This is a genomic window from Streptomyces canarius, from assembly GCF_014650735.1.
Taxonomy (GTDB): domain Bacteria; phylum Actinomycetota; class Actinomycetes; order Streptomycetales; family Streptomycetaceae; genus Streptomyces; species Streptomyces olivaceoviridis.
The window spans coordinates 137,318-154,712 of the sequence record NZ_BMVN01000010.1; the positions used below are offsets into that span (position 1 = coordinate 137,318).

Genomic DNA, 17,395 nt, shown 5'->3' on the forward strand with positions numbered 1-17,395 from the left:
CACAACGATCCCTTCGCCTGGGCTGGTTGGGGGTGAGCGTATGCCAGCGACGCGCGCCGGGAAGCCCGTTCGTGGATCCTGCCGTGTCAGGCGCGGTCGCCCGGGGGCGCCCGATGACCGGCCCGCGCGTCACGCTCGCCGGCGGCTCGGAGAACCGGGGTGGGCGGCCGTGCCGACCGCGACCGTGCCGCCGGTCAACGTTTCGGTCACGCCACTCGGTTGCGCTTGTCGAATCCCTTGACGATCGCCTCTTCGGCGGATTAACTCACGTCCTAAATTAAGTCATGAGTGCAATCCCTGAAGGGACCCGGGAGCCATGCGCAGGATCCGAGCCGCGGCCGTAGGCGCCGTCACCCTGTCTCTCGCCCTCGCGGCCACGGCCTGCGGAGGCGGTTCGTCCACCGGCGGCGGGTCGAACGACTCACCCAAGACGCTGACGTACTGGGCCTCCAACCAGGGTGCCAGTGTCGCCGTGGACAAGCAGGTGCTCCAGCCCGAGCTCGACAAGTTCGAGAAGCAGACCGGCATCAAGGTGAAGCTCGAGGTCGTGCCCTGGTCGGATCTGCTCAACCGGATCCTGACCGCGACCACTTCCGGCCAGGGCCCGGACGTGCTGAACATCGGCAACACCTGGAGCGCCTCCCTTCAGGCGACCGGCGGGCTGCTGTCGTGGGACGAGAAGAACTTCGCCAAGATAGGCGGCAAGGAGCGGTTCTCCGACACGGCTCTCGGCTCCACCGGCGTCCAGGGCAAGGACCCGGCCGCCGTGCCCCTGTACTCGATGGCGTACGCCCTCTACTACAACAAGAAGATCTTCGCCGACGCCGGGATCAGCAAGCCCCCGGCCACCTGGGACGAGCTCATCGCCGACGGCAAGAAGATCAAGGCCAAGGGCAAGTCCGTGCTCGGCGCCGAGGGTGCGAACCTGTCGGAGAACATCCACCACGTCTTCGTCTTCGCCAAGCAGCACGGCGCCGACTTCTTCACCGCCGACGGCAAGCCCGACTTCACCAACCCCAAGGTCGTCGAGGCGGTGAAGAGCTACGTCGACCTGATGGCCAAGGACGAGGTCATCCCGGCCGGCGACGCCGAGTACGCGCAGAACCAGTCCGTCAGCGACTTCGCCAAGGGCAAGCAGGCGATGCTGCTGTGGCAGTCCGCCGCCTCCAACCTCAAGTCCCAGGGCATGAGCCAGGACGCCTACGGCGTCGCGCCGGTGCCGGTGATCTCCGGGACTCCCGGTGCCGGCACTCAGGTCAACTCGGCGGTCATGGGCATCAACATCGCCGTCTTCAAGAACACGCACAACCTCGACGGCGCCACGAAGTTCGTGAAGTTCATGACCTCCGACGCCGAGCAGAAGATCCTGAACACGGCCTACACCTCCATCCCGCCGGTCAAGGCCGCCCAGGGCGACCAGGCGTTCAACGCGCCGGACACCGCCGTGCTGCGGGACACCCTCGCCAAGAGCGCCGCCGCGCTGCCGCAGGTGCCGGCCGAGTCGCAGTTCGAGACGGCGGTCGGTACGGCCGTCAAGGAGCTGTTCGCCGACGCCGCCGCCGGACGCGCCGTGACCACCGACTCGGTCAAGGCCAAGCTGGAGAAGGCCCAGCAGCAGATGCCGGCGGCCTGACCACCATGACGACCACCGCACTGAAGCAACCGGTGCGCGAGACCTCCCCCGGTGCGGCGCGCGAACCCCGCCGCCGCACCGGGCGGATCAGACGCGTCACTCTGCCGTACCTGCTCCTGCTGCCCGCCCTGCTCCTCGAACTCCTCGTCCACCTGGTGCCGATGGCGATCGGCATCGTGATGAGCTTCAAGCAGCTCACCCAGTTCTACATCCGCGACTGGGGCACCGCCCCCTGGAACGGCTTCGACAACTACAAGGTGTCGGTGGACTTCGACGCCCCCGTCGGCAAGGCGCTGCTCCAGTCCTTCGGCACCACCGTCGGCTTCACCCTGCTGTCGGTCGGCCTGTGCTGGCTGATCGGCACGGCCGCCGCCGTGTACATGCAGGACACCTTCCGGGGGCGCGGCCTGCTGCGCGCCCTGTTCCTGGTGCCGTACGCGCTGCCCGTCTACGCGGCCGTCATCACCTGGGTGTTCATGTTCCAGCACGACAACGGCCTGGTGAACCACGTGCTGCACGACCAGCTGCACCTCACCGACAAGCCGTCCTTCTGGCTCATCGGCGACAACAGCTTCTACGCCCTGCTCACCGTGTCCGTCTGGAAGGGCTGGCCGTTCGCGTTCCTCATCGTGACGGCCGGACTCCAGAACATCCCCCGGGAGCTGTACGAGGCCGCGGCGCTGGACGGCGCCGGGATGTGGCAGCAGATCCGCCGCATCACCCTGCCGTCGCTTCGCCCGGTCAACCAGGTGCTGATCCTGGTGCTGTTCCTGTGGACGTTCAACGACTTCAACACGCCGTACGTGCTGTTCGGCAAGGCCGCTCCCGAGGCCGCGGACCTCATCTCGGTGCACATCTACCAGTCCTCCTTCGTCTCCTGGAACTTCGGCACCGGCTCGGCCATGTCCGTCCTGCTGCTGCTGTTCCTGCTCGTCGTGACGGGCGGGTACCTGCTGCTGACCTCGCGCGGACGGAGGGCTTCCGATGCGTGACACGTCGTTCACGGCGCAGCGCAACTCGCCGATGGCGCCCCCGCGTTCGTTCCTGTGGTCGCGCCGGGTGTTCCTCACCCTGCTCGCCGGGTTCGTGCTGGTCCCGGTGTACGTGATGATCTCCAGCTCGCTGAAGCCGCTCGCCGACGTCACCGGCAGATTCCGCTGGCTGCCCAGCGAGCTGACCATCCGGCCGTACATCGACATCTGGTCGACCGTGCCGCTCGCGAAGTACTTCGCGAACTCGCTGATCGTGGCGGGCGCGGCGACCGTCTGCTCGGTGGTCATCGCCGTGTTCGCGGCCTACGCCGTCAGCCGCTACGACTTCCGGGGCAAGCGCGTCTTCACGGTCACCGTGCTGTCCACGCAGATGCTCCCGGGCATCCTGTTCCTGCTCCCGCTCTTCCTGATCTACGTCAACATCGGCAACGCAACCGGCATCGCCCTGTTCGGCTCCCGTGGCGGGCTGATCCTGACCTACCTCACCTTCTCACTGCCGTTCTCCATCTGGATGCTGATCGGCTACTTCGACTCGGTGCCGCGCGACCTGGACGAGGCGGCGCTCGTGGACGGCTGCGGCCCGTTCGGCGCGCTGTTCCGGATCGTGGTGCCGGCCGCGATCCCGGGCATCGTCGCGGTCGCCGTCTACGCCTTCATGACCGCCTGGGGAGAGGTGCTCTTCGCCTCGGTCATGACCAACGACACCACCCGCACCCTCGCCGTCGGCCTCCAGGGCTACTCCACGCTCTACGACGTCTACTGGAACCAGATCATGGCCGCCTCGCTGGTCGTCAGCGTGCCCGTGGTGGCCGGCTTCCTGCTGTTGCAGCGCTATCTCGTCGCGGGTCTGACGGCGGGAGCCGTCAAGTGACCCACACCCCTGATCCCGAAGGGACTTCCGTGTCCGAACCCATCGACCTCGCCGCCCTCCCGCACGACTTCCTGTGGGGCACGGCCACAGCGGCGTACCAGATCGAGGGGGCCGTCGCCGAGGACGGCCGCTCGCCCTCGATCTGGGACACCTTCTCCCACACCCCGGGGAAGATCGTGAACGGGGACAACGGCGACGTCGCCTGCGACCACTACCACCGCTGGCGCGAGGACATCGGCCTGATGCGGCAACTCGGCGTCGACGCCTATCGGTTGTCCGTGGCCTGGCCGCGGGTGGTCCCGGGGGGCACCGGCCCGGTGAACCCCAAGGGACTGGCCTTCTACGACGAGTTGGTGGACGCGCTGCTGGAGGCGGGCATCACCCCGTCGGTCACGCTCTACCACTGGGACCTGCCGCAGGTGCTCCAGGACCGCGGCGGCTGGCCGGAGCGGGACACCGCCCTGGCGTTCGCCGAGTACGCCTCCGTCGTCGCCGAACGCCTCGGCGACCGCGTCAAGCTCTGGGCCACCCTCAACGAGCCGTCCTGCTCGGCCTGGATCGGCCACCTCGAAGGCACGATGGCGCCGGGCTGGACCGACCTCACCGCCGCCGTCCGCGCCTCCTGCCACCTGCTCCTCGGCCACGGCCTCGCCACCCAGGCGATCCGCGCCGCCGCCCCCGGCGCGCAGGTCGGCATCGTCAACAACCTCTCCACCGTGCACCCGGTCACCGACCGCCCCGAGGACCTGGCGGCGGCCCGCCGGCACGACGGCCATGTCAACCGCTGGTGGCTCGACCCGGTGCACGGCCGCGGCTTCCCCGCCGACATGGTGGAGACCTACGGCGTCGAACTCCCGGTGGACGACGCCGACCTGGCCACCATCGCCGCCCCGCTCGACTGGCTCGGCCTGAACTACTACTTCCCGGCGTACGTCACCGACGACCCCGAGGGGGCCGCTCCGTACGTCCGTTCCGTCCGCCGCGAGGGCGTCCCGCGCACCGGCATGGACTGGGAGATCGACGCGTCCGGGATCGAGACGCTGCTGCTGAGGCTCACCGAGGAGTACGGCGCCCGGAAGATCTACGTCACCGAGAACGGCTCCGCCTACCCGGACGTGGTCCGCCCCGACGGCAGCGTCGACGACCCCGAGCGCCAGGACTACCTGGAGCGCCACCTCGCCGCCTGCGCCTCCGCCGTCCGCAAGGGCGCCCCGCTGGCCGGCTACTTCGCCTGGTCGCTGCTGGACAACTTCGAGTGGGCGTACGGCTACGACAAGCGGTTCGGCCTGGTCCACGTCGACTACCGCACCCAGGTCCGCACGATCAAGGGCAGCGGTCGCCGGTACGCGGACATCGTCCGCGTCCACCGCGGCCAGACACGCCGGGCCGCCTGAGCCCGGCCCGGACGGCCGGTGGACACGACCGGGGAGTTCGTGTCCACCGGCCCGCCCCGCACGCCCTCCCCATGGTTGTCATGCACTTGACATAGATCAGGAAGCGCACCTCCACCCCACAAGGAGAGCCGCATGCCCAGCCGCATCCCCCGCACCCTGCTCGCCGCCCTGGCCACAACGGCCCTGCTCTGCTCCGGTCCGGTCCTGGCCGGGCCCGCCGCCGCGGCCCCCGTCGCCGGCTGGGACACCGACCGCGCGGCCACCGCCTACGCGGTGAACCCCGCGGCCGTCACCGCCTCCGGCAGCGAGAACGCCGGCACCGCGCCCGGCCTCGCCTTCGACGGCAACGGCACCACCCGCTGGTCCAGCGACTTCGCCGACGACGCCTGGATCCGCGTCGACCTCGGCTCGGTGATCCGCGTCGACCGCGTCGTCCTCGACTGGGAGGCCGCCTACGGCAAGCGCTACGTGCTGGAGGTGTCCCGGAACGGAACCGACTGGACACCCTTCTACACCGAGACCGCGGGCACCGGCGGCTCGGTCACCGCGCACACCTACCCCCAGGAGGTCACCGGCCGCTACGTCCGCCTGCGCGGCCGCGAACGCGCCACGCCGTACGGCTACTCCCTGTGGGACTTCAAGGTCTACGGAGGCGAGCCCGCACCCGCGTCGACCACCCGCACCAACCTCGCCCTGAACCACCCGGCGTACTCGAACCACTACCAGCACGCCGGGAACTCGCCCGCGTTCGTCACCGACGGCGGCTGGCCCGACAACCTCAAGGACGACGCGACGCGCTGGTCCAGCGACTGGAACGCGGACCGCTGGGTCTCGGTGGACCTGGGCGCCCCGTCGGCCGTCTCCTCCGTCGACCTCTACTGGGAGGCGGCCTACGCCGTCGACTACCAGCTCCAGGTCTCCGACGACAACCGCACCTGGCGCACGGTGTACCAGCCCTCGGCCGCCGACGTGGCCGCCCGCCGCGCGAACGTGAAGTCCCCGTCCGAGGCCGTGGGCCTGCACGACACCATCACCCTCCCCGCACCGGTGACCGGCCGCTACGTCCGCATGCTCGGCAAGGAGCGCCGCTCCTTCCACAACCCGGCCCCCGCCACGGCCCAGTTCGGCTACTCGCTGTACGAGTTCCAGGTCTGGGGCACCGGCGGCAGCGCCTCCGCCGCCTACCCGGCCCTGCCCGCCGACCAGCCGGGCACGTACCGCACCACCTTCTTCGACGACTTCACGGGCGCCTCTCTCGACCGCTCGAAGTGGCGGGTGGTGCGCACCGGCACCGAGATGGGCCCGGTCAACGGAGAGTCCCAGGCGTACGTCGACTCCCCGGACACCATCCGCACCGAGAACGGGGAGCTGATCCTGCGGGCGAAGTACTGCAAGGGCTGCACCCGGGCGGGCGGCGGCACCTACGACTTCACCTCCGGCCGCGTCGACACCCACACCCACGTCGACTTCACCTACGGCAAGGTCAGCGCCCGGATGAAACTGCCCGTCGGCGACGGGTTCTGGCCGGCGTTCTGGCTGCTCGGCAGCAACGTGGACGACCCCTCCGTCTCCTGGCCGGCCTCCGGCGAGACCGACATCATGGAGAACATCGGCTACCCCGACTGGACCAGCACGGCCCTGCACGGCCCCGGCTACTCGGCCGACGGCAACATCGGCGCCCGCCAGACGTACCCGGGCGGCGGCACGGCCGACCAGTGGCACACCTACGCGGTCGAGTGGACCCCGACGGCACTGCGGTTCTCCGTCGACGACCGCCTGGTCCAGGAGACGACCCGCGACAAGCTGGAGTCCACCCGGGGCCAGTGGGTCTACGACCACGACCAGTACGTCATCCTGAACCTCGCCCTCGGCGGCGCCTACCCGGCCGGCTGGAACAAGGTCACCACCCCCTACTGGGGCCTGCCGCAGTCCAGCGTGGACCGGATCGCGGGCGGGGGAGTACAGGCCGAGATCGACTGGGTGCGGGTGGAGCAGAAGGGCTGACCGGACACGCCCGGGACGCGGTCGCGCAGGTCCTGCCGGGCATGACGCGGTCCAGGGTCAGCTTCGCACGCCCGCCTCCGTCAGGAACCGGCTGGGCTTGCCCGACCAGGAGACGTACAGGCTGTCGCGGGCCCGGGTGCAGGCGACGAAGAGCAGGCAGCGTTCGGACATCAGGTCCGTCTCGTGCTGCTGGGCGTCCACCTCCGGCGGGGTGACCGCCCTCGGGAACGGCAGCGCGTCGTCGTGGGCGCCGATGACCGCGACGCAGCGGAACTCCAGGCCCTTGAACGAGTGCATGGTCCCGACCCGCACGGTCGGGGCGTCCCCGGTGGCGGCGCCGGCGGTGCGCAGGGTGGCGGCCGGGACACCGGCGTCCCTCAGGCGCGCCACCGCTTTCGCGCACGTCTTGTTGAAGCGGGCGCTGACCCCGATCTCCCCGGCGCCGACACCCGCGTCCAGCCACGCCCGCACCCGGGCGACCAGCGCGTCCAGCTCGGCCTCCTCCGACTCCGCCGCGTGCACGGTGGGCCCGTCGCCGTGGAGGGCGGAACGGTAGCCGAGCAGGGTCTCGTTGCGGTTCTCGTCCTCCAGCTGGGCGATCGGGCGGCCGATCAGCAGTGCCGTGGACCAGCGCAGGATCTCCTGCGTGCTGCGGTAGTTCTTGCGCAGCTTCACCGACCGCCCGGTCACCTTGATCCCGAGCGACTTGAGGGACACCTTGGAGTCGTAGATGCGCTGGTGCGGGTCGCCCGCGATGAACAGGTCGTCCGGACGGGCGGGGGCGGCGGCGCGCAGCAGCCGCCACTGCACCGGGTGCAGGTCCTGCGCCTCGTCCACCACGACGTGCCGGTACCGCGGCCCCGTCTCCGCCAGCAGCCGCGCCGCCTCCGCGCACGTCTGGAGCCAGGTGCGGCACCCGTCCGCCGCGAGGCCGGCCGTGAACCGCTCGACGGTCCGCCAGACCAACGGCCGCTCGGCCGCCGCGAGCCGGCTCCCGCGACCCCGCCGGTCCGCCGCCTGGTAAGCGGCCAGGGTCCTGATGTCCTGGGCCAGGACGACGTGCCGGTACTCCTGGGCGAGGAACCGCGCGCTGCCGGTGAAGCCCGTCGCCTCCGCGGCCTCGCGCCAGCGGCTCTCCTCCTCGTTGTCCGGCAGTGGCCGCAGCGTCACCGCCCCCGGCGCCTCGGCGACGACACGGCCGGCGAGGCCGTCCACCGTCGAGATGTCCACCCGCTCCCGCAGCCCCGGATCGTCCACCAGGGAGTCCAGGCCCGAACGGAGCGCGTTGACGAGGGCGTTGGTGTAGGTGGTGAGCAGGATGCGGTCGCCGTCGCGCAGGTACCCGAGCAGGTGCTTGACCCGGTGCAGGGCGACGACGGTCTTGCCGGTGCCCGGCCCGCCGGTGACCTGGGCGGGCCCCGCGTAGGACGCCCGGTAGGCCACCTTCCGCTGGGAGGGGTGCAGGAAGACCCGCCAGGCCGCGAACGGCTTCTCCAGGATGTCCCGCAGCTCCTCGGACGCCGTGACCAGCGCGATGCGGGCCCGGCTGTGCCGGATCGCCGTCTCGAAGTCCCGGGTGTCCACCGGCTGTGCCGACGCCTGGAGCGCGGGCGCCACGATGTCCTGCCAGACCTCCTCCACCGTGCAGCCCGCGGCGAGGTACTGGAGCACCTCGCGCTGGTCCTGCGGCAGCAGCGGCGCGAAGACCTCAAGCTGCTCCTGGTCGACCAGCGACCGGGCCTGCCGCAGCGTCTCCTCGTCGATGCCGAGCGCCTTCAGGTCCCCGTCGGAGAACTTCCCGAACAGCCGCTCCTTCGGCGAGGTCTCGGCCACCCGCTCGTACGCCGGCGTGAGCTCGTCCAGGGTCGCCGCGTCCCGGATCTCGACGGCCCGCGTCACCTCGTTGATGCTGGACCTCTGCTTCTTCGCCCAGGCGATGGCCTTGTCGTGCTGCATGACCCGCAGCAGGACGAAGGTGTCCCCGGTGGCCGGGGCGAGGACCACACCGCGCCAGAACTGGTCGATACGGATGGTCCGGATCTGCCTGTCCCGCGCGTTCGTCAGGCTCTCCAGCTTCAGCCCCGGGTCCTTGAAGAGCTGGTCGAGGGTGAGCCGGCCGAACTTCTCCCAGGCGTCCAGCACGCCCTTCCTGACCGGGGGCTGAAGCTTGGGGAGCTCGGCGAAGAAGCCGATGTCGAAGGCGAGCTGCGGCATGCGGGAATCCTAGTGCCCGCGCGGGCTGCCGTGCGGGAGAAGGCCAGGTCAGGGGGTGGAACGGGAACCGCCATCGAGATCCAGCCGGATCACGGCCAGGGTCTCGGCCACCTCGGCGGTCAGTTCGTCGCCGGGACCGAACACCACGCACAGATCGGCGTGCAGCGGCTCCAGGACGTCGAACGCGTCGGCGGCCCGTCCCTGCGCGAGCAGCAGCATGCCGATGTCGCGGCGCAGCTCCACCGCGCTCTCGCTGACGTCGCCCTCGATGGCGCGGACGGCGTCGAGCACGCCGTGCAGCCCGGCGAGCGCCTCGGTCACCTGACCGAGCTCACCGCGGCAGCGCGCCGCCTGGGCCCGGCACTCCAGCGCCTCCTCACTGCTCTGGCCGCTCACCCGCTCGTAGGCGTCGGCGAGCGCCTCGAACTCCGGCAGCGCGGCCCGGTGGTCGCCCGCCAGCTGACGGCTCACCGCCCGCCACGTGCGCAACCTCAGGACCGCCTTGCTCTGCGATCCGAGGGCTCGCGCGGCCGGCTCGGTCATCTCGCCCACCACCTCGGCGGCCTGCGCGTACCGCTCCTCCTCCATCAGGGCCACGTAGTGCGCGTGGACCTCACGGATCCGCTCCCGCAGCGCCTCGCGCTCGGCGGCCGGGACGAGGGGTGGCGCGTCCGGACCGGCGGCGGGTGCGGCGGGCCGCCAGCCGTCCTCGGCGCCGGTCCGCGAGCGGGGCGCGCAGGGGTGGCGGAAGATCCCGGTCGGGTCGGGCGCCCCGGCCGGCCCCGCCTCTCGTGGCACGGGGCCGTCGCCGGGAAGCGGCAGGAAGGGCAGCAGTCGCTCGTACACCTCCTGCACGTCCGCCGGACGCGCCTCGGGTGCCTTGCGGAGCAGGTGCAGCACGAGCTCCTCCAAGGCCGCCGGTACGTCGGCCCGCAGCCGCCGCAGCGGCGTCGGGGCCGCGCCTACGTGCTGGGTCATCAGCTGCCACTCGCTGTCCCCCTGGAACAGCGGCCGGCCACAGAGCAGTTCGTGCAGCACGCAGCCCAGTGCGTACAGGTCGGTGCGGGGCGTGACCCGTCCGCCGCGCACCTGTTCCGGGGCCATGTACTGGTGCGTCCCGAGGGGGTTGCCCGTCGAGGTCAGCTTGGTGACGTCCGTCCGCAGGATCGCCGCGATGCCGAAGTCCAGCACCTTCACCGTGCCGTCCCGGGCGACGAGGACGTTGCCCGGCTTGAGGTCGCGGTGCACCACCGGCACGTCGTGCGCGTACGACAGCACGGTCGCCACCTGCGCCGCGACGGCCACCGCCCAGCTGACCGGGAGCGGCCGGTCCGGGTGCGCGTACGCGGTCAGCGGCACGCCGTCGACCAGTTCCATCACCAGGAACAGCTGCTCGTACGACTCCCCGAGCACCGCGTCGTACACCTGTGGCACGCCCGGGTGCCGGATCCGCGCGGTGATCCTCGCCTCCCGGCGGAACCGCTTCTCCAGCTCCTGGGCCAAGTGCGGCGACGTCACGGCCTGCGGCCGGATCAGCTTCACGGCGACCGGCCGGTCCAGCACGGCGTCGTAGCCGCGCCAGACGTCCCCCATCCCGCCATGGCTGAAGCGCTCCAGCAGCTCGTACCGTTCCGCGATCCGCCGTACGTCCGGCACCTGGTCCCCGCCCCCGTCGAGTGTCCGAAGTGATCTTTCGATGTGGTTTGGTGATCAGTTTCGCGGGCGGGGGATCCGTCCGTCCAGCGCCGTCAGATGTCCTCCAGGCCCGCTTCCCGGCGGATCATCCGCCAGGCCGCCCGGCGGGCGCTGCGGTCGAGGCCGGACTTGAAGTCCCGGTCCGTCCCGAAGTACCGCTTGCCGAGCGTGTCGATCGTGGAGACGTGGTCCATCATGTTCTCCTCGAACTTCTTGTCGAAGACGATGCCGAAGTTCTCCTCGTCGTTGACGAGGGCGGCGGCCCGCACCTTCGGGTCCTCCTTGGTGGCGTTGAACGCCGGGAGGACGTCCTGCGCGGTGAACTCCGTACCGAACCTGGCGTTGAACCTCTCGATCAGCTCGGACAGCAGGGACGTCTCCGGGTCCCCGGCGCCGCCCGCCCCGTCGCCGAAGCCCTTGAGCTCGGCGGGCCCGTCGGCGCGGAGCGACACGTCGACCTCGCCGGTCTTCTCGACCCGCAGGTGACTGAGGTCCACCTCGCCTATGTCGACCCCGCCGTCCGCGCGGCGCGGCAGGCGGTTGAGCAGGTGCCGTCCGTACAGGTACAGCCGCTCCAACTCGGGGTCGTGGTACGGGACGATCTGCGCGAGGAATCCGTACTTGCGGACGTAGTCGTGGAGATGGGCCCGGAACTCCTCGGCCGTCTCGACGTCGTCCTCCTCCTGGCTGTCCAGCAGCGCGGTGAACCGGGTGACCGCGGGGGAGAGCAGCCGGTACAGCTCGGCGTGCAGCTTCTCCCACGTGGACTGCGAGCCGCCGGCCTTCTCCCGCGCCTCGAAGTACGCGGCGACGAACGCGTCCATGTCCTGCTCGGAGACGACCGGGGCGGACATGACGCGGCTCTGGGCCGTGTAGAGCAGGTTCGGATCGGAGGGCAGGGTGTGCGCCTCCTCGAAGTACGGGCGGAAGGCGTCCCGGATGTCCTCGGCCTCGTTGACGAAGTCCAGGACGGCGAGGTCGGCCTGCGACTTGCGCTCGGCGGTGCGGTTGAGGCGGGAGAGGGTCTGCACGGCGGCGATGCCGGTCAGTGTCTTGTTGACGTACATCGTCGTCAGCAGCGGCTGGTCGAAGCCGGTCTGGTACTTCTCGGCGACGACGAGGATCCGGTACTCCCGCTGCCCCGTGCCGCCGGCCTTCGCGGCCTTGTCGTCGGCGCGGGTGTAGCCGAACGCCTTCGGCAGCGCGCTCTCGGGGAGACCGCCGTTCTCCTTGCTCTCGGTGGTCTCCTCGCCGTCGATGGTGAGGGACCCGGAGAAGGCGACCAGGACACCGAGGTCCGGGTACGCGGAGTCGTACCCGCGGTCGGCGATGTAGCTGCGGATGGCGCGGGCCGTCTGTACGGCGGAGTGGCGGGACGCCGTGACCACCATGGCCTTGGCGCGCCCGCCGAGCCGGCCGCGGGTATGGGCGACGAAGTGCTCGACGATCACCTGGGCGTGCTGGGACACCGTGTGCTCGTGCATGAGCGCGAACCGGGCGAGCAGGCTGTTCGCCCGGGAGGGGTCGACCTCCTTCTCGTCGTGGTTGAGGTTCGCGAGCTTCCAGTAGGTGGTGTACGTGACGTAGTTGCGCAGCGGGTCGAGGATGAAGCCCTCCTCGACGGCCTGGCGCATGGAGTAGGTGTGGAAGGGGCGGTAGACCGCCTTGCCGTCCTCCACGTCCCGCGTGCCGAAGAGTTCGAGCGTCTTCGCCTTGGGCGTGGCGGTGAAGGCGAAGTAGGAGAGGTTGGCGGCGCGGGAGCGTGCGACCGCCTTCGCCTTCAGCTTGTCGTCCACGGTGAGCGTGGTCGCGCCCTCGTCGTCCGAGTCGGCGTCCAGGCCGAGGTCGCGCAGGGCGGACTTCACGGCGGTGGCCGCGTCGCCCGACTGGGAGGAGTGCGCCTCGTCCACGACGATCGCGAAGCGGGTGCCCTTGATCTCGGTGGGGTTGCGCTTGATGTAGTCCAGCAGCGCCGGGAACGAGTGCAGGGTGACGGTGACGATCTTGCCGGTGTCCCGGGACAGGGCGCGGGCGAGCTGTTCGCTCTTCGCCCCGTGCTTCTCGTCGACCTTCACGACCAGGCCGTCGGTCTGCGAGAAGCTGCCGACGGTCTCCCGGAGCTGCGCGTCCAGGTTGCGCCGGTCGGTGATGACGATGACCTTGTCGAAGACGGGCTCGCCCGGCGTGATGCGCTGGTCGGCGACGGCCTCGGGGTCGAGGGCGGCCGGGTCGGTGCCGGCGTGCAGGTCGCTGAGCCGGTGGGACAGCCAGCCGATGGTGTTCGACTTGCCGGAGCCGGCGGAGGCCATGATCAGGTAGTTCTGGCCGGCGCCGTGGGTGGCCGCGTGCGCGGTGAGCTTCCGGACGACGTCCCACTGGTGGAAGCGGGGGAAGACCGTCGTCCTGGTGGTGCCGCCGCCGGGCGTCCTGTGCTTCTGCTGGTGCACGAAGCGCTGGAGGAGGTCGAGCCAGTTGTCACGCTGCCAGACCTGCTCCCACAGGTAGGAGGTGGCGTACGTGCCGTGGGCCGTGGGCGCCGGATTCCCGGCCCCGCCGGGCCGGCCCGGACCGTTCGAGCCGGTGTTGAAGGGCAGGAACCGGGTGCCCCTGCCGCGCAGCCGGGTGGCGACGAAGACCAGGTCCGGGTCGACGGCGAAGTTCGCGACGACCCGCCGCGTGAAGATCAGCTCGGTCGGGTCGCGGTCGGTCCGGTACTGCTCCTTGGCCTGCTCGACGCCCTGACCGGTGAGCGGGTTCTTCAGCTCGGCCGTGGCCACCGGGATGCCGTTGAGGAACAGGGCCAGGTCGAGACGGTGGCCCCGGTCGGCCTGCTTGGTGGCGTAGGGGAGTTCCCGGACGACGGTGAGGCGGTTGGCGCGGTAGCCGTCGAGGACGGAGTCGGCGGAGATGAGGTTGGGCTTGAAGTGGGCGACGCGGAACCGCACGCCGCGGTCCTTGACGCCGTTGCGGAGGACGCGGAGGAGGCCGTCGTCGGCGATGGCCCGGTCCAGACGCCGCGCGAAGCCGCGCCGGGCCTCGTGGGAGTCACCCCCGTAGACGGTGAGCAGCTCGCTCCACTCGTCGGGTTGTGTCTCGTCGATGAAGGCGAACAACTCGTCGGTGTCGAGCCCGAGGTCGGCCCGGTAGTCCCCGGGGTCCGCCTCCCGCCAGCCGCGCTCGCACAGGGCGGCGACGATGGCCGATCCGAAGGAGGACTCGTCGTGCACGGGGCTCATGCGGCCACTCCTGCGGTTGCGGTGCGGCCGGCGGCGGACACGTCGAACTGGCCGGTCACGGCGGCGGTGACGAGGGACTGGCGGCGCTCCCTGAGGAGTTCCTGCTGGCGTCGCACCCGGTCGGTGAGCGCGTCGAACCGGGAGTTCCGCCGGCGGATCTCCCGGACGATCCGCTCCTGTTCCTCGACGGGCGGCAACGGGACGCGCAGCATCTGGAGGTCGGGAACGTAGATCGTCTTGTGGGTGGACCCCATGGCCAGGCGCCCCAGAAGATCAGGCCGCATGGCCCTGAGGCACCACAACAGGTAGTGCGGGACCAGGCGGGGTCCACAGGTCCACGTCACGAAGTCCTGACTCGTGGCCATGTCGAGGCCCATGACCCCCGAATAGCCGGCCGAGGCCGTGCGGCACAGGAACACGGTCCCCTTCGGGTGCAACTCGGCCGCCGAATGGGCGAGTCCGAGTTCACTGATCTTCTCCCGGGTCTCGTGGACGTCCTCGACGCGGTCGTCCCGTACCTGCTTGACCTCGCCCGTGGTGATCCACGGGATGGTGCAGTCGGTCCACCATTCCGGATGGGAGCGGCTGGGGGTGTGGCCACTGCCCATACGAGCCAGCAACCCCAGGCGCACCTCCTGCCAGGCAGCGGGGACGGTGTCGAGCCAGGGCAGCGTCGACGTCCGGCGGTGATCGTGCGCACTGCCGGACACGGCCGCCACCACACCCGCCGAACGACGCTCCGCGAGAAGGTCCAGTTCGCGCCGTAGGACGCGTTCGAGCGTGTCGATGCGACCGGTCTCGGCATCAAGGTAGTCGGCGATGCGGATCTGCGCTTCCCTGGGCGGGACCGGGATCGGAACCCCGGCGAGGTCCTCCTTCGTGACGTGCACCATGCCGATCATGCCGCTGGTGAGCCGGCGCTCGATCCAGTGCGTGGCCGCCTTGAGGGCCCAGTAGAGCCATCGCGGGTCACAGCCGTGGACCCCGACCTTGAAGATGTGCTGGTTCAGGTAGTGCTTCCCGGGTGCGGCCCACAGGTACGGGCCGAACGAGGTCCCGGGGTTCCCGGACCAGGAGAACAGCAGGTCTCCCGCCTCCACGCGGTACTTGTCGGGCAGGGACAGGGCGGAGCGGTTGAAGTGGGGCGACCCGTTCAGGTTCTCGATCCGGACGATGGGGGTGCCCTCGTCGGAGCGGTCCGCGGAGTTGAACACGTAGCCGTTCGTGAGCGTGGCCAGGTACCTCAGCGGGACGACGTCCCAGGTGTCCGGCGTGGCACCGCCACCGTACGGAAGCCGGGCGTGCGTCATTCCGTGACCTCCCCCAGCAGTTCCTGGATCTCGGCCTCCAGCGCCTTGAGATCCGCGTCGATCTCGGCCAGCGACCGCGGCGGCTCGTACACGTAGAAGTGCCGCGTGAACGGGATCTCGTACCCGACCTTCGTCTTGTCGTGGTCGATCCACGCGTCCGGCACGTGCGGGTGCACCTCGCGGGCCAGGTACTCCTCGACGTCCTCGCCCAGCGGTACGTTCTCGTAGTCCCGCAGTTCCGGGTCCGGCTCCGGCGCGCCCTTGACGAGCTGTACCTCGCCCTCCGGGTCCCGCACCCCGATCAGGTCCCGCAGCGCCTTGTTGAACGGCGCCCCCGTCGGCCACGTCCCGCCGGCCCGCACCACCGCGTCCTTCAGCGCGAGCCAGGCATCCTGCTTCGTGCTCCAGCCCGTGCCCGTCAGGGACTTGATGGCGTCGGCCAGCGCCGGAGCCTGCGGCAGCCGCTGGATCGCCCTGGACGTCTCCAGCGCCGCCGGCGTCTCCTCCGTCACCTCGAACCGCAGCTTCAGCGGGCGCTCCACGGTGATCCGCCGGTAGCCGAAGTCCTCGTTGGAGAAGACCCGCACCTTGCCGTGCAGCGGGTGCTCCGGGTCGTCCACCACGGCCAGGGCCTCGCCGTACAGCCTGACCACCGTGGCGATGTGGTCCCTGCCCAGCTCCTTGCGCTTGTCGCCCAGCGACTTGCGCATCTTCTGCCACTGGTCGCGGGCGTCCAGCAGCACGACCCTGCCCTTGTGGTCCGGGTTCTTGCGGTTGGTCAGGATCCAGAAGTACGTCGCGATGCCCGTGTTGTAGAAGAGCTGGTCCGGCAGGGCGACGATGCCCTCCAGCCAGTCGTTCTCCAGGATCCAGCGGCGGATCTCCGACTCACCCGATCCCGCCGCGCCCGTGAAGAGCGGCGAGCCGTTGAAGACGATCGCCAGGCGCGAGCCGCCCCCGCCGTTCACGTCCACCGGCTTCATCTTCGAGACCATGTGCTGGAGGAACAGCAGCGAGCCGTCGTTGATGCGCGGCAGTCCCGCGCCGAAGCGGCCGGCCTCGCCCAGCGCCTTGTGCTCGTGCTCCACCTCCTCCTTGACCTTCTTCCACTCCACCCCGAACGGCGGGTTGGCGAGCATGTAGTCGAAGGTCTTGCGGGCGTGACCGTCGTCGGAGAAGGAGTTGCCGAAGGCGATGTTCTCCGGGTCCTGCCCCTTGATCATGAGGTCGGACCGGCAGATGGCCCAGGACTCGGGGTTGAGCTCCTGCCCGTACACCTCCACCGTGGCGTCCGGGTTGAGCTCCTTGATGGTGTCGTCCATCGCGGAGAGCATGCCGCCCGTACCGCAGGCCGGGTCGAGCACCGTGCGCACCGCACCCGGCAGCTGCAACGCGTCGCCGTCCGGGGCGACCAGCAGCCGCACCATGAGCTGGATGACCTCACGCGGGGTGAAGTGCTCACCGGCCGTCTCGTTGGACTGCTCGGCGAAGCGGCGGATCAGCTCCTCGAAGATGTAGCCCATGTTGTGGTTGGGCACGACCTCGGGCCGCAGGTCCAGGTCCGTGAACTTGCCGATGACCTGGTAGAGCAGCCCGGCGCCGTCCAGCCGCTTGATCTGCTGGGCGAACTCGAAGCGGTCCAGCACACCCCGCGCGTTGTCCGAGAAGGCCCCCACGTACACCTGGAGGTTCCCCGCCGCGTTCTGCGGGTCCGCCGCGATCTTCCGCAGCGTCAGTCGGGAGGTGTTGTAGAAGGAGTGGCCCGAGGCACGGCGCAGGAAGCGGTCCGGGTCGATCCCGCTGTCCCTGTGCTGCTCCGCCAGCTCCGCGACCTTCTCACGGGTCGGGTCCAGCACGCACTCGAGGCGCCGCAGCACCGTGAACGGCAGGATGACCTTGCCGTAGTCCGACTGCCTGTAGTCCCCCCGCAGGAGATCGGCGACGGACCACGCGTGGTTCGCCAACTCCGTGTGCTTACCGATGTTCAACTGGATCCCCGGATTCCTTCCGCGATGTCCCGACCCCACCGCCCGCGGGCGGGCCGAG

General features: G+C 70.3%; 10 protein-coding genes. 5 read left to right on the plus strand and 5 right to left on the minus strand.

The genetic code is table 11. The features are described 5' to 3' along the window. Positions 1–316: 316 nt before the first annotated feature. The 5 genes from IE294_RS17095 to IE294_RS17115 all read left to right on the plus strand — a co-directional run bounded on the left by IE294_RS17095 (position 317) and on the right by IE294_RS17115 (position 6,894). Positions 317–1,633: an ABC transporter substrate-binding protein gene (locus IE294_RS17095; RefSeq protein WP_189886894.1), complete on the plus strand. Its 1,317-nt coding sequence runs from the start codon at positions 317–319 to the stop codon at positions 1,631–1,633. Between the two features lie 5 nt (positions 1,634–1,638). Beyond that, complete coding sequence (locus tag IE294_RS17100; protein ID WP_189886896.1) at positions 1,639–2,625, plus strand: carbohydrate ABC transporter permease; 987 nt, start codon at positions 1,639–1,641, stop codon at positions 2,623–2,625. A gap of 31 nt (positions 2,626–2,656) precedes the next feature. Then, positions 2,657–3,496, plus strand: a complete 840-nt coding sequence (locus IE294_RS17105; protein ID WP_189887104.1) for a carbohydrate ABC transporter permease — start codon at positions 2,657–2,659, stop codon at positions 3,494–3,496. A gap of 29 nt (positions 3,497–3,525) precedes the next feature. Then, positions 3,526–4,890 (plus strand): GH1 family beta-glucosidase, encoded by a 1,365-nt coding sequence (locus IE294_RS17110; RefSeq protein ID WP_189886898.1) that lies wholly within the window; start codon positions 3,526–3,528, stop codon positions 4,888–4,890. A gap of 132 nt (positions 4,891–5,022) precedes the next feature. Beyond that, the gene (locus tag IE294_RS17115; protein WP_189886900.1) at positions 5,023–6,894 is read left to right on the plus strand and encodes a discoidin domain-containing protein; all 1,872 of its coding nucleotides are present in this window, start codon (positions 5,023–5,025) and stop codon (positions 6,892–6,894) included. Positions 6,895–6,951: 57 nt separating this feature from the next. Here IE294_RS17115 and IE294_RS17120 read toward each other — a convergent pair whose 3' ends face one another. From IE294_RS17120 to IE294_RS17140, 5 genes are all read right to left on the minus strand, one after another. Beyond that, the gene (locus IE294_RS17120; protein WP_189886902.1) at positions 6,952–9,108 is read right to left on the minus strand and encodes a UvrD-helicase domain-containing protein; all 2,157 of its coding nucleotides are present in this window, start codon (positions 9,106–9,108) and stop codon (positions 6,952–6,954) included. A 48-nt stretch (positions 9,109–9,156) separates the two neighbouring features. Next, the gene (locus IE294_RS17125) at positions 9,157–10,764 is read right to left on the minus strand and encodes a serine/threonine-protein kinase (protein WP_189886904.1); all 1,608 of its coding nucleotides are present in this window, start codon (positions 10,762–10,764) and stop codon (positions 9,157–9,159) included. A 92-nt stretch (positions 10,765–10,856) separates the two neighbouring features. Continuing rightward, positions 10,857–14,039 carry a type I restriction endonuclease subunit R gene (locus IE294_RS17130; protein ID WP_189886906.1) on the minus strand — a complete coding sequence of 1,061 codons (3,183 nt, stop codon included), beginning with the start codon at positions 14,037–14,039 and terminating at the stop codon, positions 10,857–10,859. Continuing rightward, positions 14,036–15,349: a restriction endonuclease subunit S gene (locus tag IE294_RS17135; RefSeq protein WP_189886908.1), complete on the minus strand. Its 1,314-nt coding sequence runs from the start codon at positions 15,347–15,349 to the stop codon at positions 14,036–14,038. The genes IE294_RS17130 and IE294_RS17135 overlap by 4 nt, the downstream gene beginning before the upstream one ends. Next, positions 15,346–17,337, minus strand: coding sequence for a type I restriction-modification system subunit M (locus IE294_RS17140; protein ID WP_189886910.1), 1,992 nt, complete (start codon positions 17,335–17,337; stop codon positions 15,346–15,348). Before IE294_RS17140 ends, IE294_RS17135 begins: the two co-directional genes overlap by 4 nt. Between the last annotated feature and the right edge of the window lie 58 nt (positions 17,338–17,395).

Excerpts from the sequence above, each read along its gene's own strand:
- IE294_RS17095 (WP_189886894.1), top strand. The coding sequence starts at position 317 with ATGCGCAGGATCCGAGCCGCGGCCGTAGGCGCCGTCACCCTGTCTCTC.
- IE294_RS17100 (WP_189886896.1), top strand. The coding sequence starts at position 1,639 with ATGACGACCACCGCACTGAAGCAACCGGTGCGCGAGACCTCCCCCGGT.
- IE294_RS17105 (WP_189887104.1), top strand. The coding sequence starts at position 2,657 with ATGGCGCCCCCGCGTTCGTTCCTGTGGTCGCGCCGGGTGTTCCTCACC.
- IE294_RS17115 (WP_189886900.1), top strand. The coding sequence starts at position 5,023 with ATGCCCAGCCGCATCCCCCGCACCCTGCTCGCCGCCCTGGCCACAACG.
- IE294_RS17120 (WP_189886902.1), bottom strand. The coding sequence starts at position 9,108 with ATGCCGCAGCTCGCCTTCGACATCGGCTTCTTCGCCGAGCTCCCCAAG.
- IE294_RS17130 (WP_189886906.1), bottom strand. The coding sequence starts at position 14,039 with ATGAGCCCCGTGCACGACGAGTCCTCCTTCGGATCGGCCATCGTCGCC.
- IE294_RS17135 (WP_189886908.1), bottom strand. The coding sequence starts at position 15,349 with ATGACGCACGCCCGGCTTCCGTACGGTGGCGGTGCCACGCCGGACACC.